This is a genomic window from Sphingomonas colocasiae, from assembly GCF_019880585.1.
GTDB lineage: Bacteria > Pseudomonadota > Alphaproteobacteria > Sphingomonadales > Sphingomonadaceae > Sphingobium_A > Sphingobium_A colocasiae.
Genome location: NZ_JAINVV010000003.1, coordinates 510,341 through 530,993 on the forward strand (window position 1 = coordinate 510,341; position 20,653 = coordinate 530,993).

17 protein-coding genes are annotated in these 20,653 nt (G+C 66.3%); 13 read left to right on the forward strand and 4 right to left on the reverse strand.

Annotated features, from left to right (window positions below; all coding sequences use genetic code 11):
- Positions 1 to 8 precede the first annotated feature (8 nt).
- From K7G82_RS05960 to K7G82_RS05970, 3 genes are all read right to left on the reverse strand, one after another.
- Complete coding sequence (locus K7G82_RS05960) at positions 9 to 1,478, reverse strand: TolC family outer membrane protein (RefSeq protein WP_222989046.1); 1,470 nt, start codon at positions 1,476 to 1,478, stop codon at positions 9 to 11.
- Between the two features lie 17 nt (positions 1,479 to 1,495).
- Complete coding sequence (locus K7G82_RS05965; RefSeq protein WP_222988908.1) at positions 1,496 to 2,146, reverse strand: protein-L-isoaspartate O-methyltransferase family protein; 651 nt, start codon at positions 2,144 to 2,146, stop codon at positions 1,496 to 1,498.
- A 411-nt stretch (positions 2,147 to 2,557) separates the two neighbouring features.
- Positions 2,558 to 3,556: a polysaccharide deacetylase family protein gene (locus K7G82_RS05970; RefSeq protein WP_246623299.1), complete on the reverse strand. Its 999-nt coding sequence runs from the start codon at positions 3,554 to 3,556 to the stop codon at positions 2,558 to 2,560.
- A 73-nt stretch (positions 3,557 to 3,629) separates the two neighbouring features.
- On the opposite strand from K7G82_RS05970, the gene K7G82_RS05975 reads away from it, so the two are divergent.
- Positions 3,630 to 4,793: a M20 aminoacylase family protein gene (locus K7G82_RS05975; protein ID WP_222988909.1), complete on the forward strand. Its 1,164-nt coding sequence runs from the start codon at positions 3,630 to 3,632 to the stop codon at positions 4,791 to 4,793.
- A gap of 20 nt (positions 4,794 to 4,813) precedes the next feature.
- Positions 4,814 to 6,001 carry a diaminopropionate ammonia-lyase gene (locus tag K7G82_RS05980; RefSeq protein WP_222988910.1) on the forward strand — a complete coding sequence of 396 codons (1,188 nt, stop codon included), beginning with the start codon at positions 4,814 to 4,816 and terminating at the stop codon, positions 5,999 to 6,001.
- 6 nt (positions 6,002 to 6,007) lie between these two features.
- Here the strand turns inward: K7G82_RS05980 and K7G82_RS05985 are convergent, their stop codons facing one another.
- Positions 6,008 to 6,640, reverse strand: coding sequence for a nucleotidyltransferase family protein (locus tag K7G82_RS05985; protein ID WP_246623300.1), 633 nt, complete (start codon positions 6,638 to 6,640; stop codon positions 6,008 to 6,010).
- A 113-nt stretch (positions 6,641 to 6,753) separates the two neighbouring features.
- Between K7G82_RS05985 and K7G82_RS05990 the strand changes: the two genes are divergently transcribed.
- The 11 genes from K7G82_RS05990 to K7G82_RS06040 all read left to right on the forward strand — a co-directional run bounded on the left by K7G82_RS05990 (position 6,754) and on the right by K7G82_RS06040 (position 20,588).
- Entirely contained in the window at positions 6,754 to 8,298 is a 1,545-nt protein-coding gene (locus K7G82_RS05990; protein ID WP_222988911.1) for a serine hydrolase, read from the forward strand.
- A gap of 120 nt (positions 8,299 to 8,418) precedes the next feature.
- On the forward strand, positions 8,419 to 9,564 hold the full coding sequence (locus tag K7G82_RS05995) for a serine hydrolase domain-containing protein (protein WP_222988912.1): 1,146 nt from the start codon (positions 8,419 to 8,421) through the stop codon (positions 9,562 to 9,564).
- 64 nt (positions 9,565 to 9,628) lie between these two features.
- A complete protein-coding gene (locus K7G82_RS06000) occupies positions 9,629 to 10,249 on the forward strand; it encodes an RNA polymerase sigma factor (protein WP_222988913.1) in 621 nt (206 codons plus the stop codon).
- On the forward strand, positions 10,249 to 11,310 hold the full coding sequence (locus tag K7G82_RS06005; protein ID WP_222988914.1) for a FecR family protein: 1,062 nt from the start codon (positions 10,249 to 10,251) through the stop codon (positions 11,308 to 11,310). The genes K7G82_RS06000 and K7G82_RS06005 overlap by 1 nt, the downstream gene beginning before the upstream one ends.
- A gap of 178 nt (positions 11,311 to 11,488) precedes the next feature.
- Positions 11,489 to 14,059 (forward strand): TonB-dependent receptor, encoded by a 2,571-nt coding sequence (locus K7G82_RS06010; protein ID WP_222988915.1) that lies wholly within the window; start codon positions 11,489 to 11,491, stop codon positions 14,057 to 14,059.
- 156 nt (positions 14,060 to 14,215) lie between these two features.
- Positions 14,216 to 16,525: a TonB-dependent receptor gene (locus tag K7G82_RS06015; RefSeq protein WP_246623302.1), complete on the forward strand. Its 2,310-nt coding sequence runs from the start codon at positions 14,216 to 14,218 to the stop codon at positions 16,523 to 16,525.
- A gap of 70 nt (positions 16,526 to 16,595) precedes the next feature.
- The gene (locus K7G82_RS06020; protein WP_222988916.1) at positions 16,596 to 17,645 is read left to right on the forward strand and encodes an alpha/beta fold hydrolase; all 1,050 of its coding nucleotides are present in this window, start codon (positions 16,596 to 16,598) and stop codon (positions 17,643 to 17,645) included.
- 159 nt (positions 17,646 to 17,804) lie between these two features.
- The gene (locus K7G82_RS06025) at positions 17,805 to 18,140 is read left to right on the forward strand and encodes a GIY-YIG nuclease family protein (RefSeq protein ID WP_222988917.1); all 336 of its coding nucleotides are present in this window, start codon (positions 17,805 to 17,807) and stop codon (positions 18,138 to 18,140) included.
- A 112-nt stretch (positions 18,141 to 18,252) separates the two neighbouring features.
- Entirely contained in the window at positions 18,253 to 18,885 is a 633-nt protein-coding gene (locus K7G82_RS06030) for a hypothetical protein (RefSeq protein WP_222988918.1), read from the forward strand.
- A 63-nt stretch (positions 18,886 to 18,948) separates the two neighbouring features.
- The gene (locus K7G82_RS06035; protein ID WP_222988919.1) at positions 18,949 to 19,605 is read left to right on the forward strand and encodes a Rossmann-fold NAD(P)-binding domain-containing protein; all 657 of its coding nucleotides are present in this window, start codon (positions 18,949 to 18,951) and stop codon (positions 19,603 to 19,605) included.
- Entirely contained in the window at positions 19,605 to 20,588 is a 984-nt protein-coding gene (locus K7G82_RS06040) for an MBL fold metallo-hydrolase (RefSeq protein ID WP_222988920.1), read from the forward strand. The genes K7G82_RS06035 and K7G82_RS06040 overlap by 1 nt, the downstream gene beginning before the upstream one ends.
- Positions 20,589 to 20,653 lie beyond the last annotated feature (65 nt).

The window sequence follows — 20,653 nt, forward strand, 5'->3', positions numbered from 1 at the left end:
TCACAGCCTTACTGCTTCGGTAACGGTGTTACTGACGGATTCTGGGCCGGCGTGTCAACGGTACGCGTCGCCACGGGTTCCGGCTTCGGATCGCTGTCCCAATCCCAGATGATATGCCGGACGCGCTTATAATTGGTTACCGGATCGTAGAGCGCTCCGCCGTCGAGGCCGAGATCACGCGCTTCCGCCTGCCCCATCGCGGCCAGCAACGTAAAGCCGGCGACATAGGCATCGCGGCGCGCGGTAACGAGCTGGACCTGCGAATTGAGCAATTCCTGCTCGGCGTTCAGGATATCCAGAATGGTGCGCGTGCCGACGCTGTTTTCCGCGCGAACGCCTTCGAGCGAGAGCCGGTTCGCGGAAACAGCGGTCTGCGAGCTCGTGATCACCTCGTTCGCGGCCTGCCAGCTCGCATAGGCCGAGCGCGTCTGGGAGATCACGCTGCGTTCGATCTCGATCTGCCCTTCGATGGCCTGGCCTTCGCGGGCCTGGGCCTGGCGAACCTGCGCCGAAGGCCCGCCGCCCTGATAGATCGGGATCGTCGCCTGTAGCCCGAGCGTGGCCGATTTCTGCGTCTGGGCGATCGAAACGCCCGGAACATTGGTCCCGAAGGTGCCGAGATAGTTCTGATACTGGCCGTTGGTGACCGCCGAAAGGCGCGGCAGTCGCGTCGCATTGGCAACGCCGACATCGTAGCGCGCGGCTTCGCGCCGCTGCTGCGCGGCGAGCAGATCCGGATTGTCCGCCAGCGCGGTCTCGACCGCCGAATCGGGCGACGCGGGCAGATTCGGCAGCGGTGGTGGCGCTTCGAGCGTACCCGGCGGCGTACCCACCACCTGGATGTAGCGCTCACGGCTCGCGATCAATCGCGATTCGGCACTCTGGAGCTGGCTGCGCGCGATCGCAAGCCGCGCCTCCGACTGGGCGACGTCGGTGCGCGTGAGATCGCCCACCTCGAACCGGTCGTTGGTAGCCTGCAGGTTCACGTCGAGCACGCCGACATTGGCCTGGTTGAGCTGAACGATCGCCTCGTCGCGGATCACGTCCATATAGGCGGCGACGACCGAGCTGAAGACGCTCGACTCGGTGCCGCGCAGCACGGATCGCCCGGCATCGACGCGGCGATCGGCGGCACGCAGCCCGTTGCGGACCGAACCGCCCTGGTAGATCGGCACCTCGATCTGCCCCTGCAGCGAGATCGAGCGCTCCGGCGCGGTGATGGCATTGGGCGGCAGAACGACATTTTCGGTGTAGTTCGCCTGCGCGTTCGCGCTGGGAAGCGAGCGGGCGCGCTGGATCACCACATTCTCGTCCTCGGCGCGCTGGCGCGCCCGGTCGCCGGTCAAGGTCGGGTTGCTGCCATAGGCGCGGGTCAGCGCCTCGCGCAGCGTTTCCGCAGAAGCGGGCGTGCCGCCGAGAGCCAGGCCGAGTGCCGTGATCGCCGCAACGCCCGCAAGGGACCTGAATTTCGTTCTCAGCACACCCGCAACCTTCTTCAGAATACGAACCCCGCGGGCACCGCGAAGCCCGGAAGCGCCACCGCTTCCGAATCCGCGAAATCCGCCAGCACCAGCGAATCGCCGACCTTCCGCCCCGACGCGAGCCGCGTCACGCCGCGTTCGACCAGGGCGCCGGCCATGCGGCCGCCATCGGCAAGCTGCGCCGTCAGTGCGCCGGGCACCTGTTCCACCGCGCCGTCGATCAGGATCACGTCATAGGGCGCGGCTTCCGCGACGCCCGCCGCGAGCGGCCCGTTCACGACCCTGACCCCGGCCTTCGCCAACGCAGCTTCCGCAAAAGCGGCGAGCGTCGCATTCTCTTCCAGCGCCGTGACGACCAGGCCGAGCTCGGCGAGCACTGCCGCCGCATAGCCGGTGGCGGCACCCACCACGAGGGCCCGTTCGCCGGCGCGCGGCGCAAGCGCGGTCAGCAGCCGGCCGGTCACCAGCGGCGGATTGATCGAACGCCCCTCGCCCACAGCGACCGGCGTATCGATATAGGCCAGATCGGCCCGGCCCGCAGGCATGAACGCTTCACGCGGAACCGCGCGCATCGCCTCCACCACCGGCGCATCCGACACGGCGGATGTCCGCAACTGATTGGACACCATCGCCGCACGCATCGTTTCGAAATTCGCTTCGCTCATCATCGGCTTCCAGATCGCACAACTGTCTTACATGCGCAATACACCATATTGCGCCAACGCGGCTTCTATCCCCTGGAACACGCATCGCCAAGCGAAAGAGCAGACATCATCGACGAATGATCGAAAGCCGATCATGCGAGCGCAGATCGGCCATTTCGTCGATACGCCCCAACAAGGGCATCGGCACCAGCGGAAATCGCTGAAATCCGGCACTCAGCCCTGCGAATTCGCGCATCGAGCGATGGCCGGGAGCGGAATGCCTGAAAGGCCTCCACACGCCGGCCATCCACGGGCAGCGCTACCCGCCACGGCTTAAGGGACCGTGCGGCGCACATGCCGCGCGTGCCGTTCCCTGCCCGTTCCCTTTCGACAAACGGCAGCCGGCATTCGACGAGCGTCGCGCCGGCACCATCATCGCGGCGGCGCCTTGCCCCGCTTCATGACGCGCGCCTCGAACAGGCCGGTCAGCACATCCTCGTCAGAGCGCGGATCGATCAGATCCCTGGGCGCCCGCCCCTTTTCCTGCGCCAGCGCGGCGATACGGCCGCCATTGGTGAACCAGCCATCGGGCTCGCGCGCGGCGATGGGATCGCGATAGGCCTGGTCGATCGGAACGATCTCCCATCCATCCTTGCGCAGCGCGGCGGCGAGATCGTCGATGAACATCGCGTTGAGATCGGTTTCGTGAAGCAGGATGACCTGGACGGGCTGGCGGCCGAGCGCTTCCCGCGCGATACGGTCATAGAAATTGGCGGCACCGACGAGCGTTTCGACATAGAGATCGCGCAACGCCTTCATATCCACATTTTCGCCGGCCGCCTTCGCCCGCGTCGCCAGCCCGTCGAGATGCCAGTCGTAATTGTCGATGGTGACATAGCCGTTGGAAAGGCCGCGTTCGGCGAGCGCCGCGCGAACCTCCGCCCGCTTGGCCAGATCACGTCGCCCCTCGTCGAGAAAGGGATAGCGATACCAGGGGCGAAAGCCCGGGCGTCCCTTCAGCCAGGCGGCGGCGTGATCGATATCCGCGACATAGTCCGCCACCGAGGTCTTGGAGAGCCAGAGATGGCTGTAGCTGTGATTGCCGATGACATGGCCGGCCCGGACATAGGCCGCGATCCGTGTCTCCCCGCCCTTGCCGTCCGGCGCGTCGAGATTGCCCGGCGTCACGAAAAACGCGGCCTGACGAATGCGTGCTCGCTTGAGCGCGGCGATGAAGGTCCGCGTCCGCGCATCCGGCGAGAAGAACCCGCCGGCCTTGCGCGGCACATCGTCGAAACTGAAGGCGATCCGCTTTTGCGCAGGCGCCATCGCGGGATGAACAAGCAGCATCGCGGCCGCCAGCACCGCGACAGATCGGCAATGGCGGGCGATGAAGCCGAAGACTGCGCGCGAAACTTGCATATTGGCCATCGGTTTTCAGCACATCATGCGCGCCGATTGCACTATTCAGGCGCTGAACCGCCGCATGGACACGATGTGCCGAATGACCGACCCGCATAATCACAGACTCCTCAACGACATGATCGCCTGGCGCCATGCGCTGCATGCACATCCGGAAACGGGCTTCGAGGAACGGCAGACGGCCGCGTTCGTCGCCGAGAAACTGCGCGGCTTCGGCATAGCCGATGTGACGGAGGGCGTGGGCGGAACCGGCGTGGTCGCCACGCTGCGGTCGGGCACCGGCAATCGCGCGGTCGCGCTGCGTGCCGATATGGATGCGCTGCGCATCACCGAACGCAGCGGCCTGCCGCATCAATCCCGCAACCCGGGCGTCATGCACGCCTGCGGACATGACGGCCATAGCGCGATGCTGCTCGGCGCCGCACGGCTGCTTGCCGACGAGGGCGGTTTCGACGGCACCGTCCGGCTGATCTTCCAGCCCGCCGAGGAATGGGGGCGCGGCGCAATCGCCATGCTCGATGACGGGCTGCTCGAGCGATTTCCGTTCGACGAGATCTACGGCCTGCACAATATGCCGGGCATCGCCGCCGGCCGCTTCGAAACGACCGCCGGCCCGGCCATGTCCGCCGAAGACAATTTCGAGATCGTGATCAAGGGCGTCGGCGGCCATGCCTCCCGCCCGCAAGCCGGGCGTGAGGCGATGGTCGCAGCCTGTGCGACGGTGCTTGCGCTGCAGACCATCGTCTCCCGGCGGTTGAGCCCCACCGATATCGCCGTGGTCTCCGTCACCGAAATCGTGACCGACGGCACGCGCAACGTGTTGCCGGGCGAAGCGCGCATCCTGGGCGATGCACGCAGTTTCCGCGCGGAGGTGAGCGCGGCGATCGAAGCGGAGATGCGGCAGATCGCCGCCGGCATCGCAGCAGCGCACGGCTGCGCCGTCGAAATTTCCTACAGCCGCGAATTCGTCCCGCTGATCAACGATCCCATCGCGACGGCGGCCGCAGTCCAGGCCGCGGAAACCGTGTTCGGGGCCGGGAATGTATCCGGCGACTGCGCGCCGATCACCGCTTCGGAGGATTTCGCGCGTTTCCTGGAACGCGTGCCCGGCTGTTTCGGTTTTATCGGCAATGGCGCCGAATCCCTGCCGCTGCACAATGCCGGCTATGATTTCAACGACGCGATCCTGACGAACGGCGCGCACTGGCTGGCGACCATCGCCCGCCAGCGGCTGCCGCTCGCCTGATCCCAAAGAAAGCCCTGTCCATGCTGATCCTGAACAGCCACCCCGATCACGGAGCGGCGCTCGACCCGCGCGACACCGCGATGCTCGACGCTGCCGCCACCGCAGAGGTTGCGGCCTATCTGGCGCACCGGCCCGATCATCGGCCGACGCCGCTTCATGCCCTGCCCGCGCTCGCAACCGAACTCGGCGTCGCCGCGATCCATATCAAGGATGAAGGCCCCCGCCTGGGCCTGGGCAGCTTCAAGGCGCTGGGCGGGGCCTATGCGGTTATCCGGCTGGTGCTGGCGGAAGCAGGCCGGGCCCTTGGCCGCCCCGTCGACTATGCCGAGATGCAGTCCGGCGCGGTGCGCCGGATCGCATCCGGGCTCACCATCGCCTGCGCGACCGACGGCAATCATGGCCGATCGGTGGCGCAAGGCGCGGAACTGATCGGCGCGCGCTGCGTGATTTTCATGCACGAGCGCGTCAGCGACGCCCGCGTCGCCGCCATCGCACGCTTCGGCGCGGAGATCGTGCGCGTGCCGGGCACCTATGACGACTCGGTGACCGAAGCGGCGCGCGTCGCGAACGAGCGCGGCTGGATCACCGTTTCCGACACATCCTGGCCCGGTTACGAGCATATCCCCGGCCTTGTCATGCAGGGCTATACCGCGCTCGTCGCCGAAACGGTCAAGGCGCTGCCCGCACCGCCCACCCATGTCTTCGTCCAGGCGGGCGTCGGCGGCCTAGCCGCCGCGGTCGCGGGCCATATGGCGCTGGTGCTGGGCGATACCCGGCCGACCATGATCGTCGTCGAACCCGAGCGCGCCGCCTGCCTGTACGAAAGTGCGCGCGCGGGCCGCCCAGTGAAGATCGCACATGGCGAACCCACGGTGATGGCGATGCTCGAATGCTATGATCCCTCGCCGCTGGCGTGGCGCGTACTGTCGCGTGCGGCCGATGCGTTCATGACCGTCGGGGAGGATGATGCCGTGGCGGCGATGAACCGGCTGGCCCGCCCGGCTGGGGACGATCCGGCGATCGTGGCGGGCGAAAGCGGCGGCGCCGGGCTTGCGGGTTTTATCCGCATCGCCGGCGACACGACACGCCGCGCGGCGCTGGGGATCGGCCCCGATGCACGCATCCTGGCGATCAACAGCGAGGGCGCGACCGATCCCGAGCGCTACCGCGCGTTGACGGGGCTGGATCCCGCCATGCCGCCGGGGTGAATTCCGCTATTCCGGCTCCACCACCGTAAGCCACGGCCAGCGCGATCGATAGCTTTCCGCCTTTTCGCGGAACAGCGCCGGCCGGGGATTGCGCGGGTTCATCCGCAGCACGCCGCGCGCCAGATCGTCGAGCCCATCGGGGGCGTAAAATTCGCCGGTCGCGACCTCGATGCCGACACAGGTGCAGGCGATCAGATAGCGGTCGATCCCGTCGCGGGCGGAACGGAGTTGCGGATAGCCGGTGCCGAAGCGCTCCGCATACCAGAGATGGACGCGCGCCTGGTTGCGCACCTCCACGGTGACACCCAGATCGGCGGTCAGCGCGTCGACCGCGCGGATGACGCCATCCTCCGCATCCCAGGACAGATCGCCATCGTCGAAATAGAAGATGTCGTAGTCCTTGATCCCCCAACCGGGCGCATGCCCCGACGCCCTGTTCCACACCGCCTGAAACAGGCAACCCGCCACCAGATGGCACTGGTTCAGGCCCAGGGCGGGCAGACGTGCCACCAGCGCCGCATTGGCGGGGTTCGCCATTGCGCAATCAACGAACTCAGCCGGCGTCACCCGCATATCTCCCGCATCGAACCAGAGACCACCTTGCCAGATCGGCACGCCCGATCCCACCGCCTGCATCATGCAGACAATGCCGTAGAAAATTATCTGATCAGGACAATATTGTCTCCGTTGGGTTGCATTTTCAAGAAATCTGCGCGATGTTCATTGCAGAAAATCGGGGGAGAGCCAGATCCATGATCGCAACCACGCGCCTGAAGCACATCATCCTGTCCGCCACGGCATCGACGCTGATCGCGTCGGCGCTTCCCGCCACGGCGCAGGCGCCCGCCAAGGCCCCGGTGGCCGATGCCGGTGCGCCCACGACCGAGGCCGCGCTTCAAGGGCTCGACGCCTATGTCGAAAAGGCGCGCGCGGACTGGCAGATGCCCGGCCTCTCCATCGTGATCGTGAAGGACGACAAGATCGTCTATGCCAAGGGCTTCGGCGTGCGCGAGCTGGGCAAGCCAGAGAAGGTGGATGCGGACACGATCTTCGCGATGGGATCGACCACCAAGGCGTTCACGGCGGCGGCGCTCGGCATGCTGGTCGACGAAAAGAAGATCGCATGGGACGGATCGGTGCATGATTACATGCCCGCCTTCGAGATGGACGATCCCTATGTGACCCGCCACGCGACGGTGCGCGACCTGCTGTCGCACCGCACCGGCGTCGTCACCAACGGGTTGCTCTGGTACGGTTCGGGCTTCGACCGGAACGAGGTGATCCGCCGGATGCGCTTCCAGACCGAGTCGCTCGGCTTCCGCAACCAGTTCCAGTATCAGAACGAGATGTTCATCGCCGCGGGCGAGATCGTTCCCGCCGTCACCGGCACCAGCTTCGATCAATTCATCACCAGCCGGATCTTCGAACCGCTCGGCATGCGCCGCACCAATACCAGCGTCACCAAACTGAAGGGGCTGGAGAATGTCGCCAGCCCGCATGCGCCGTCGAACGGCAAGATGGTGCCGATCCCCTATCGCCTGATCGACAATGTCGGCGGCGCCGGCGTGATCAATTCCAGCGCGCGCGACATGGCGCAATGGGTGCGGCTGCAACTGGGCGGCGGCACCTTCGAGGGCAAGCAGTTGATCGCGCCGGCGACGCTCGCCGAAATGCACACGGGCCAGATCGTGCCGCGCGGCGGCGGCAGCGCGACCTTCAAGTTCAGCGAATATGGCCTGGGCTGGGGCGTGCAGGAATTTCGCGGGCAGAAGGTGGTGCAGCATTCGGGCGGCATCGACGGCATGCAGACCGTGATCGGCCTGATCCCCGCGAAGAAGCTGGGCGTGATCGTGCTTTCCAACAGCATGCCGACCATGGTGACCAACGCGATCGAGATGCGCATATTCGATGCGTTCCTGGGCGCGCCGCTGACCGACTATAGCGCGATGATGCTCAAGGCACGCGACGATGCAGCGAAGGCCGCGCGCGACAAGGCGGCGGCCGAACCCAAGCCGGCGGCGCTGCCGCCCACATTGCCGCTCGATCGTTATGCCGGCACCTATACCAACACCATGCTGGGCGACGTGACCGTCCGCCTGGTCGGCGGCAAGCTGGAGATCGCCCGCCCGCTCGAGGCGGCGGCGCTGGAGCATGAAGGCAAGGACAGGTTCAAGGCGCAGTGGAAAAGCCTGGGCATGATCGCCGTGATGGGACCAACGCCTGTCGGCTTCACCTTCGGCGCGGACGGCCAGATCGCATCGCTGGCGCTGGGCACCGACATCTTCAAGCGGCAATAGCCGACGCGCCCAAAAGACATGCCGTGCTGCAGACGCCCCTTTCGCGCCACCGCCGATTTCGACTAGCCATGCGAACAGGGCCGGCATGCGCCGGAGACGATTCAGATAAGGGGATGGGATATGACGATTTCGAGGCGCCTGGTTCTGGCGACCGCATTGATGGGCGCGACACTGCCGGCATGGGCGAGTGCCGCCACGCCCGCCGCGATCGGCGCCGAGGTCGATCGTGTCGTCAATGCTTCGATCGCGGCCGGCGAGACGCCCGGCCTGCAGGTCGCGATCTTCAAGGACGGCAAGCCGCTGCTCGTCAAATCCTATGGTACCGCCAGCCTGGAACTGAAGACGCCCGTCACCAATGACGGCGTGTTCCTCATCGGATCGGTCACCAAGCAGTTCACCGCGGCGGCGCTGCTGCAACTGCGCGACGAGGGGCGGCTGTCGATGGACGACAAGCTCGCCAAATATTATCCGGACTATCCGCGCGCGGCGGACATCACGATCCGCCAGATGCTCCATCACACATCCGGGCTGCACAATTACACGGCGGATGCGCCGGTGATGGCCGAAGGCGCGATGACGCGCACCACCGACGAATGGGTGCAGGCCTTCGCGAAGATGCCCGTCACCCAGGATTTCGAGCCCGGCGCGAAATGGGACTACAGCAACACCGCCTATTTCCTGCTCGGCGGCATCGTCGAGAAGGTGGAGGGCAAGCCGCTCGCCACCGTGCTCAAGGCGCGTTTCTTCGATCCGCTGGGCATGACGCGCACCGCGCTGGACGACGAAGGCGAGATCGTGCCGGGCCGCGTCGCCGGCTATGACGCGAGCGCCCCGGGCAAGTTCCGCAACGCCAGGCTGATCTCGCTCACCTTCCCCGGCGGCGCGGGCGCGATGCGCTCGACGGCGAGCGATCTCGCGCGCTGGAATGCCGCATTGTTCGGCGGCAAGGTGCTGAAACCCGCCTCGCTCGCAGAGATGACGACGCCGGGCAAGCTTTCCAACGGGCAATTGAGCAGCACGGGCATGCCCAAGGTGGACGGCCTGCGCGGCGAATATGGCTATGCGCTGGCTCTGTCCGACGTGCAGGGTCATCAGAAGATCGCGCATGGCGGCGGCATTCCAGGCTTCAATTCGTCGCTGTCGGAATTCCCCAAGGATCACATCACCGTGGCGGTGATCGCCAATGCGATCGGCAAGGATGCCGGCGCGGGCAAGGTGGCCGCGAAGATCGAGCGGATCGCGATCGGCCTGCCGCCGGAGAAATGATGGCGCAGGCGACGCCGAAGGCATAAAGCCGGCGGATCGAACCGTCGGCACCAAAGGAAAGGTCGTGGCGAAACCGGATGTGCATCAGTTCGACCCAGCAGCGCGCGGCGACCGCTCGCGCGCGGCGGTCGAACATGCCTTCCGGACGCATCGCGCCGATCTGTGCCGCGCGATCGAGCGGCAATTCGGCGCGGGCCCACCCGAGCCCGAGGAAGCCGTTCAGAGCGCGTTCGAAAGCTTCGCGAAGCTCGATACGCCCGAAACGGTGAGCAATCCGCGTTCCTATCTGTTCATCGCGGCGCGCAACTTCGTGCTCGATCAGCGGCGCCGCGCGAAGGTGCGCCTGGCGGCGCGCGACGACGTCGAATTGATCCAGTCCGGCGACACCCCTGCGAATCTGGATACCGAGCGCGTCTTTATCGCGAAGGAGCATCTGGCGATCGTCGGCGCGACGCTGGACGGCATGGAGCCCAAGAGACGCGAGGTGATGACGCTGCATATCGTGCACGATCTCCGTTATGTCGAAATCGCCCGCCGGCTGGGCATTTCGGAAACGCGCGTCCGCCAGTTGATGGCGTCGGCGCTGGCGCAGTGCACGCTTGCGATAAACGCCTCCGGCTCAGGTGCGATAAACGCCTCCGGCTCGGGCCCGACCGGCACCTCGGATGAAAGCGGGGCACGCTGATGGCGAACGCCCTTGATCTTGACGATGGCGTGCTAACGCAGGCGGCCGAATGGTATGCGCTGACGCTGGACGACGCGATCGGCGATGCCGATCTCGATGCGCTGGATGCCTGGCTCGCGGCCGATCCGCGCCATGCGCACGCCTTCGACCTGACCGCGCGCACCGCGCTGCAACTGAGCGAAGGCGTGCTACTGGCCCAGTTGAAAGCGTCCGCCGGCGCTGCCGTGCCGGCGACGCCAAGCGCCGCCAATGACGGACATGATCCGCTGGCGCATCTCGCCCCGCCCCGCCGGGCGAAGATGCGGCCGGCGCTGATCTGGGGCGGGGCCGCCGCGCTGGCGGCGTCGCTGGCGCTCGCGATCGGGCTGGACATGGTCTCGGGCGGCCCCGCCGGCGCGCCCGTCAGGACCGCCATCGCCGAAACGCGGGTGCTGGCGCTTGCCGATGGCAGCCGTGTCACCCTGGGCCCGGCCAGTCGCATCGCCACCCGGATCGATGCCGATGAGCGGACCGTGACTCTGCTTGCCGGCGAGGCCTTTTTCGAGGTCGCGCACGATCGTGCGCGGCCCTTCCATGTCGAAGCCGGTGATGCGCGCATCCAGGTGGTCGGCACGAAATTCGATGTCAGCCGATCGGGCGGGCGCGTGCATGTCTCCGTGCTCGAAGGCGTGGTGAAGGTTCGCGAGTCCGCGCCGCTGCTGGCCACAGCCTCGGTCCAGACGCTCCGTGCCGGTCAGGGGATCGAGACGCCCGACAGCCCGGCATCGTTCTTCAGCGCCGCGCCGCCCGCGCCGATCGCGGCGGAACATGTGCCCGCCGGCGAATGGCGCGGCGGACGGCGCACCTATATCGACGCGCGCTTGGGAGACGTCCTCGCCGATCTCAACCGCTATTATGCGCCGGGCGTGACGCTCGCCGATCCGTCGCTCGGCGACCTGCGCGTCGCGATGGAATTGCGGCCGGGCGATACCGACGCCTTTTTCGGCGCGCTCCAGCTCGTCGCGCCGGTCCGCATCCGGAAGGGCGGGACCGGGACCGTGGTGATCGAACGGGTGCGTTGAGAGTCTGTCTGGAAATGTGCGGAAGAGCATATTTTCAGAACCGCGCCAGCCGATTCCCAGTGTTACAAAAAAATTTCACCTGCCCCTACGAACCATCCCCTCCGCCGCGTTGTAGTCCATGAACCGTATGAAACGGTGCGGGGGACGGTCGATCTTGAAGGGCATTCGCACACGCCTTTTGATCATCGCCATATATGTGGCGTCGCCGCTGTCGCTCGCGCTGTGCCCGGCGACGGCGGTGGCGCAGCAGCAGCGCGCCTACGATATCGCCGCGCAGCCGCTCGCCAGGGCTGTACTCGATTATTCGCGCCAGTCGGGTGTGTTCGTGCTCGCGCCGATGGATCTGGTGAAGGACAAGCGCTCGCAGCGCGTGAAGGGGCGCTATAGCGCCGAGGAGGCGCTGGAGCGGCTGTTGTCGGGCACCGGCCTGCGCGCAGTGCGCGGCGGCCATGGCGGCGTGGCGCTGGTAAGGGTGGGCGCGGCGGGAAACGCCCTTGGCCGGACGCGTTTCGGCGATCAGGACGGTGAAGGCGCCGCCGACATCATCGTGACCGCGCAGCGGCGCGAACAGACATTGCTCAAGGTGCCGCAATCGCTGGCCGTCGTTTCGGGCCGGGCATTGGAACGTCAGCAGTTCCGCAGCGTCATCGATTTCCAGCAGCTCGTCCCCGGCCTGAACGTCACGCAATACGGCCCCGGCGAGGCGCGCATCATCCTGCGCGGCATCAATGCCGGCTCGGTCGGATCGAGCGTCACCGTGTATATGGACGACATTCCCTTCGGCTCCAGCGGCAGCTTGTCGAACGCGGGCGACATGGCCGGCGATTTCGACACGTTCGACGTCGCCCGCGTCGAAGTGCTGCGCGGGCCGCAGGGCACGCTCTATGGATCGAACGCGCTTGGCGGCGTCGTCAAATACATCACCACCGCGCCGGACCCGTCGCGCTTCGAAGCGCGCGTACAGGCCGGTGTCGAGGCATTGAGCGGCAGCGCCGGCATCGGCTGGACGACCAATGCGATGGTCAATCTGCCGATCAGCGACGGGATCACGCTGCGCGCGAGCGGTTTTCGCCGCCGCCAGCCCGGCTATATCGACAGCGTCGGCCGCGTCGCCAGGGACGTGAATTCCACCGACAGCTACGGTGGCCGGGTCTCTTTGCTGCTGATGCCGACGGCGTCGCTGTCGATCCGCCTTTCGGCGCTCGCGCAACGGCTGGACACTGGGGCGCCCTCCTGGTTCTTCGCCGATCCGGATACGCTGAGGCCGTTCAATCCGGCGACGGGCACGGCCGGCGGAGAGCGATTGCAGTTCCAGCTCTATCCGCAATGGAATCGGACCGACTATCGTATCTATAGCGGCACGATCGATTGGAATGCCGGCCCGGTCCGACTGACCTCGATCACCAGCCATGCCACGCAGCGCCGTCCGAAACTCATGGACTTCTCCTACTCGTCGGCGCGGGCGGCGATGAACATGCTTTATGCGCCGGACGCACCGAACACATTGGGCCTGACGCTGCGCAACGATGTGTTTGTCGACAAGTTCACCCAGGAGGTCCGGCTCGCCTCCGCCGATTCCGCTGTCTTCGAATGGATCGCCGGCGGTTATTTCTCCGACGAGAGCACATTGCTGTTCCAGCGCGCCCTGCCGTTCGAGATCGCTTCGCAGCGCCTGATCCCGCGCGGGGTGACGATCAACGGCCAGCATTTCGACGAACTCGCACTGGCGACGATCGACGCCCGCTATCGCGAGATTGCCGCTTTCGCGACGGGCACGCTCCATCTGGGAGAGCGGTTCGATATCACCGCCGGTGGTCGCTACAGCCACAATCGCCAGCGATCCGACCAGAGCGTGCTGCAGTTCGGGATCGGCGCCAACAGGCTCGGCAAATCCTCGCAAGGCGTCTTCACCTGGTCGGTCTCGCCGCGCTTCGAACTGGACGATGACGCCGCGATCTATGCGCGCGTCGCCAAGGGCTATCGACCCGGCGGTCCCAATGCGATCCCGTCCAGCCTGCCCCCGGATTTCCCGACGGCGTTCCAGGCGGATACGGTGATCAGCTATGAAGGCGGCGTCCGCGCCGAGACGCGCGATCGCAGCGTCTCGATCGACGCATCCGTCTTTTACATCGATTGGCGCGACATCCTGATCCTGACGCTTTTCAGCGGCGATTCGGGCGGCACCGGCATCAACGGCAATGGCGGGCGCGCGCGCAGCAAGGGGTTCGAGCTGGCCGCGACCGTTCGGCCCGCGACCGGCTTCACCGTCGCCGTCAACGCCGCCTATACCGATGCCCGGCTGCGCGACGACGCAGTGCCGCGTGTGGGCGGTCCCAATCTGACGGGCGGGCGGGCGGGCGACCGGTTGCCCGGCACGCCGGAATGGAAGATCGCCGTGTCTGCCGATCATCAATGGCCGCTGTCGGACGACGCCAGCGCCTTTGTCGGCGGCACCGTTCAACTTGCGAGCGACCAGCCAACATTGTTCAATGCGGCCAGCCGCGCCGCCATGGGCCGGCAACCCATGCTCGACGGTTATGCCACGCTCGATCTGCGCGCCGGCGTGAATTTCGGCAGATATTCGCTCACCGCCTATGTCCGCAACCTTATCGACAGCAACGGCATCGTCTCCGCCGTCGGCTTTCCCATCACCTACGCAACCGAGCTCGGCGGCGCCAATCACCCCGCTTTCGTCGCCACCAGCATTCCGCCGCGCACGATGGGTGCGACGCTGAGCGCGTCTTTTTAGGATCCAGACCGATGGTCACGGCTCATCATTTCAGTTCGACCGAACGGAACGCGGGTTTCGGGAAATCGACTGCCTATCGCGCCTCAACAATGAGCGAGGCGCCAAGAACATAAGCACCCGCAACTCGACACCATCATAGGAAACTGGGGGATTATCATGGCAAATCTACGTAACCGGCTGCTTGCCGGAATGGCTTTCTGCGCCTGCGTCACGGCGACGCCGGCACTCGCGCAGGACGCGAACGAAGGCACGAACGAGATCATCGTCACCGCGCAGCGACGCGAACAGACGCTGCAGGAGGTTCCGCTGTCGCTGACGGTGGTCGGCGAGCAGCAGCTCGAGCGCCAGGCCGCGCTCAGCCTGGCCGACTACACCAAGCTGGTTCCCGGCCTGAACGTGCAGGCGCAGGATGCCGGTATCGTCCGCATCGTGCTGCGCGGCGCCAATACCGGATCGGTCGGTTCGACCGTGGCGAGCTATATCGACGACATGCCGTTCGGATCGAGCGGAAGCCTGATCAACGCCGGCACCGCCGCCGCCGACTTCGATCCGTTCGACGTGGCGCGGATCGAGGTGCTGCGCGGCCCGCAGGGCACGCTCTACGGATCGAACTCGCTGGGCGGCGTGCTCAAATATGTGACCAACCTGCCCTCCACCGCCGCATTCGAGGCGCGCGCGCAGACGGGCGTGGAAGCGGTCGCGGGCGGCGGAACCGGCTTTTCGGGCAATGCGATGATCAACGTGCCGCTGGGCGATACGCTGGCGGTGCGCGCCAGCGGCTTCTATCGCGAGCGTCCGGGCTTCATCGACTCGGTCGGCTTCAACGTGAAGAATGCCAATGCGTCGAAAAGCTATGGCGGCCGTGCATCCCTGCTGTTCGCGCCGACCGACAATTTCTCGATCCGGCTGCAATCTGTGCTGCAGAATATCGACGGCGGCACGCCGTCCTCGTTCGATATCGATCCGGTTTCGCACAAGCCCTATAACGCCGCGGCCGGCGGGGTGCAGACGGGCGAGCGCACGCGCTTCGTGCTCTATCCCGACGGCTATGATATCCGCTACCGGCTGTTCGCCGGCACGCTCGAATGGGATTTCGGCGGCGCGACGCTGTCGTCGATCACCAGCCATTCCAAACAGACCTATCAGTCGGTGACCGACGCCAGCACCAATGCGCTGCGCGCGACGATCAACGCCTTCTACGCGCCGACCGCGCCCAATACCGTGGGCTTCGTCTTCGTCAACAACCAGCAGGTGAAGAAGTTCACGCAGGAACTGCGCCTGGCCTCCAGCGATTCCGAGACCTTCGAATGGACGGTGGGCGGCTATTACACCAAGGAAAAGACGCGACTGTATCAAACTTACATCCCCTTCCAGCTCTCGTCGCGCCAGTTGATGCCGACGCGGTTGACGGTGGGCGGCGTGACCTTCGAGGATTTCGTGATCTCGTACATCAACGCGAGCTATGAGGAGCTTGCGGGCTTCGCGACCGGCACGCTGCACCTGGGCGACCGTTTCGACATCACCGCGGGCGGACGCTACAGCCACAACAGGCAAGAGTCCGAGCAGGCGGTGATCCAGCTCGGCGTCGGCAGCGCGAACACCGGCAAATCGTCGCAGGGCGTGTTCACCTGGTCGGTCTCGCCGCGCTTCGAACTGAGTGACCACGCATCCGTCTATGCGCGCGTCGCCAAGGGCTTCCGCCCCGGCGGCCCCAATCTGATACCGCTCGGCGCACCCGCCGATTTCCCGTCACAGTTCAAGGCCGACACGATCATCAGCTACGAAGCGGGCCTGCGCGCGGAAACGGCGGACCGCAGCTTCACCTTCGACGGATCGATCTTCTATCTCGACTGGAAGAACATCCTGATCGCCACGACCGTCAACACACCGACCGGCCCCGTCGGCGTCAACGGCAACGGCCAGAAGGCGCGCAGCCAGGGCGTCGAACTCGCCGTGACGGCGCGTCCGACGGCGGGGCTGACCGTCATGATCAACGGCGCCTATACCGATGCCAAGCTGCTTCAGGATACGGTGCCGGCATCGGGCGGCCTGAACCTGACCGGCGGCCTCAAGGGCGATCGCCTGCCCTATGTTCCCGAGTTCGCGGCGACCATCTCGGTCGATTATGATTGGGAGATCTCGGCGGGCGCGAAGGCCTATGTCGGCGCCAATGTCCGCCTGGTGAGCGATCAGCCGGGCACGTTCAGCGCCGCCTATCGCGCGGCCTATGGGCGGGCGCCGGAGATCGACGGCTACAAGACCGTCGACCTGCGCGCGGGCGTCAATTTCGAGCGGTTCAACCTGAGCGTGTTCGCGAACAACCTGACCAACACCTATGCCCTGTCCAGCCTGGGCTCGGCCTTCACCGCCGCGCCCTCCGCGATCGGCGGATCGAACGTCAACTATCTCACCGCCGCGGGCATCCGTCCGCGCACGATCGGCGCCTCGGTCGGCGTCTCGTTCTGACATAAGAAGCCGGGCATCGACGGACGATGCCCGGCTTCGTCACGCGAATGGCGCAAGACAGGATGGTGACATGACGAAACCGACAGGCTGGCGGCGACTGGGGCGCTGGATGAAGCGGATCGGCCTGGGCCTTGCCGGGCTGCTGATCCTGCTCACCATTGTGGGGGCGATCTACGAGGCGCTCGGGCGCAGGAATGCGGCGGCGAACTATCCGCCGCGCGGCAAGATGATCGATATCGGCGGGCGGCGCATGCATATCGACTGTCGCGGCACGGGATCGCCGACCGTTGTTTTCGAATCCGGGCTGGGCAGCGGCGGCACGCTCGACTGGACGCTGGTCCATGACGAGATCGCCCGCTTCACCCGGGCCTGCGCCTATGACCGGGCGGGGATCATGTGGAGCGATGCCAAGGATACGCCGCAGCACGCCGGGGCGGTTGCCGACGATCTCCACGCCCTGCTGAAGGGGGCCGACATCACCGGCCCGCTGGTGCTGGTCGGCCATTCGATCGGTGGACCCTATATCCGCACCTATGCAGGGCGATATGGCGATCAGGTGGCCGGGCTCGTCTTCGTCGATGGATCCCACCCCGATCAGGTCGCGCGGCTCGGGAAAGCCGCGAACATGGACGCCCATCCGAAGCGGGCGTCGCTGCTGCTGCACACCGCATCGGCGCTGTCGTGGACGGGCATCGTGCGCTTCATGATGGCGAATGCGGCCGACGGGAAATTGCCGAAGGACGCGGCGGCCCGGCTGGACGCCTATGCCGGCAAATCGATGCAGGGCATGGCGGCCGAACTCGACGGTTTCGACCGCACGATGGACGATGCACGCGCGGTGCGCGGTTTCGGAAGCCGCCCGCTGATCGCGCTGACCGCCCTGGCGCCATTCAAGCCCGGAGAATTGAAGGCGGGGAACATGACGCCGGAACAGGGTGCGCGCTTCAAGCAGGAATGGAAGGCCATGCATGCCGAACAGGCCGCACTCTCGACGCGCGGCCGCCAGCGGATCGTGACCGACGCCGGCCATTACATCCAGATCGATCGCCCCGACACGGTGATCGCCGCCGTCCGCGATGTGGTGAACGAGGTGCGTGCCGACAAAGGCATCGCGCGCTGACAGGATCAGGCCGGATCGGCGTGACCGCAGGGAGGCGCCGATCCCGGAGCCGGGCATCACGGGGAGATGCCCGGCTCCACCGGTTTAAATATTATCCGGATAATATTGCAAGGGATCACCCGCTGGTGTAGCGGCACGCGGCCGACAAGGGAGGTGCGCGTGAAGGCGGAAGATCGAAAGGCGGCGGTAAGCGCCTATAAGGAACGCAAGGTGGAGGCCGGCATCTATGCGGTGCGCTGCGCCGCCTCCGGCGAGACCTGGGTGGGCCGCGCGCCCGATCTGTCGACGATCGGCAACCGGATCTGGTTCACGCTGCGCCAGGGGATCCACAGCAATCGCCCGCTCCAACAGGCCTGGAATACCCATGGGCCGGACGCCTTCGCCTTCGAGATCGTCGAGCGGCTGGAGGACGAGGACAGCGCCTATATCCGCGATCGTGTGCTGAACGATCGGCTGGTCCACTGGGTTGAACGGCTGCAGGCGACCCGCATCTGATACGGTCTCCGCGCAACGGGGACGTGCTGCTCCTACGGAATTGCGCGCCCTCCCCCGCCATGCCAAAAGCCGGGGATATCCGGGGGGAAATCCGATGCACAAACAAGCCGCGATGCTGATGGCCGCATTGCTGACGTTCGGTGCCGAGGCCATGGCCGCGCGGCCGACGCGGCTGCCGCCGCGCGACGAGTGCGCGGCGGTTCCGAGCTTTGTGGCCTATCGGGCCAAGCTGGTGGCGGCGATACAGAGGCGCGACGTGGCCGCGCTTCGCAAGCTGACCGCGCCGGAGGTCGATACCAGCCTGGGCGGGGATGGCGGGTGGGCCGAGTTCGTCGAGCATTGGGGACTTCACCAGCCCGCGAAATCCAAGCTCTGGGCCGAACTCACCGCCCTGCTCAAATTGGGGTGCGCGATGGATAATGGCGCCATGTCCATGCCCTACTGGTGGGGCCGGACGCCCGATTATGATTTCGGCACGGAGTTCATGTTCCTGCCAATTCGCGATGCAGTACCGATCTATTTCAGGCCACGAGCCGGTTCGAAGCTCGTCACCATGACGCATTGGGACATGTTATTCGCCAATGAATTCCCACCCAACGGAAGTCGCTGGCTGAGGGTCAGGACCGCAAGCGGCAAGTCTGGCTTCATTCGATACGCCGATGTCCGTGCGGATATCGACTACCGGGCCGTCTTCGCGTTGAGCAAGGGGCGCTGGCAGTTGACATCCCTTATGGCCGGGGACTGATCGAAGTCGCCGCATCCTGGTTCCGCTCTTACATCCCGCGCATGCGCGCCTAGATAGGCAAGGATGACGACACTTCTCCTGGCGGGTGCCACAGGTCTGGTCGGCGGCGAGGCGCTGAAGCTGTTGCTTGCGGATGCGCGCGTGACGCAGGTGATCGCGCCGACGCGCAGGCCGCTGCCGCCGCATCCCAGGCTGTTCAATCCGATCATCGACAGCCGCGATCTGCATCCCGAGGCCGACTGGTGGGCCGCCGACGGCGCGATCTGCGCGCTGGGGACGACGCGCGCGCAGGCTGGATCGGCCGCCGCGTTCCGCGCGATCGACCATGATTTCGCGCTAGCCGTCGCCACACGGATCCGCGAACGCGGCGCCACGCGCTTCGCGCTCACCTCCTCCATGGGCGCGGATGCGCGATCGCGGTTTCTCTATCCCCGGACGAAGGGCGAACTCGAAGACGCCGTCATCCGCCTCGATTTTCCATCACTGACGATCGTCCGCCCCGGTTTCCTCGGCGGAGAGCGCAGCGGGCATCGCCCGATGGAGCGGTTCGTCGGCCGGCTGCTGCGCATCGCCGCGCCGATCCTGCCCGCCGGCGCCCGGATCAGCCCGGCTGCGACGGTTGCGGTCTTTCTGGTGGACGCGGCGCTGAACGGCAGTCCGGGCAAACATATCGTCACTGCCGCGCGGATCGCGACCGCCGCCGCGAAGGGCCGCGCCTGATGGCGGCGCGCAATCCCTATTATCAGGGGCCGGTTACCGATCATTTCGACGGCCGCCGCTTCCTTAATCCCGGCGAACCGGAAACCGACCGCAGCCTTGGCGAACTCCTGCGCTGGCGGAGGACCGCGCCGGACAATCCATGGCCGGGATCGGTGCCGGTGACGCCCGTCGTGCCCGAAACGCGCGTCGAAGAGCTGCGCGTGACGATGATCGGCCATGCGACTTTGCTGATCCAGATCGCCGGGCTCAACATCCTGACCGATCCGGTCTGGTCCGATCGCGCCAGCCCGCTCCGCTTCGCCGGCCCCAGGCGCATCACCGCGCCCGGCGTGAGGCTGGCCGATCTGCCGCCGATCGACGCGATCCTGCTGTCGCACAATCATTACGACCATCTCGACATCGCCACGCTGCGCGCATTGCACGATCGGAGCGCGCCGCTGATCGTCACACCGCTCGGCAACGACACCATCGTCCGCCGCCGCATTCCCGACGCCCGGATCGTGACGGGCGACTGGGGCGATCGTTTCGAGATCGGGCCCGGAGCCGAGGCCCATATCGTGCCCGCCACCCATTGGTCGTCGCGCGGCATGCGCGACCGGCGCATGGCGCTGTGGTGCGGCTTCATGCTGCGCGCGGCGGGCAAGCTGATCTATTTCGCGGGGGATACCGGCTATGGCACCGGCCGGATCTTCCGCGAGATGCGGGCGCGTTTCGGCCCCGTCGATCTCGCGCTGCTGCCGATCGGCGCCTATGATCCGCGCTGGTTCATGGCGGCACAGCACACCGATCCGGAAGAGGCGATCCGGATCATGCGGGACCTGGAGGCGCGAGCGGCGCTCGGCATCCACTGGGGCAGCTTCAAGCTGACCGACGAGCCATGGGAAGAGCCCGCCGAGCGCCTTGCCGCCGGACTGAAGGCACAGGGCATCGATCCGGATGTCTTTCCCGCGCTGCGCCCGGCGGACGCCGTGGATTTCGGCTGAACCGGTCATGGTTGCAATATCCGGGCGGCATTTCTTGCCCGTGGCTCGACTTCGACGGACCGCGC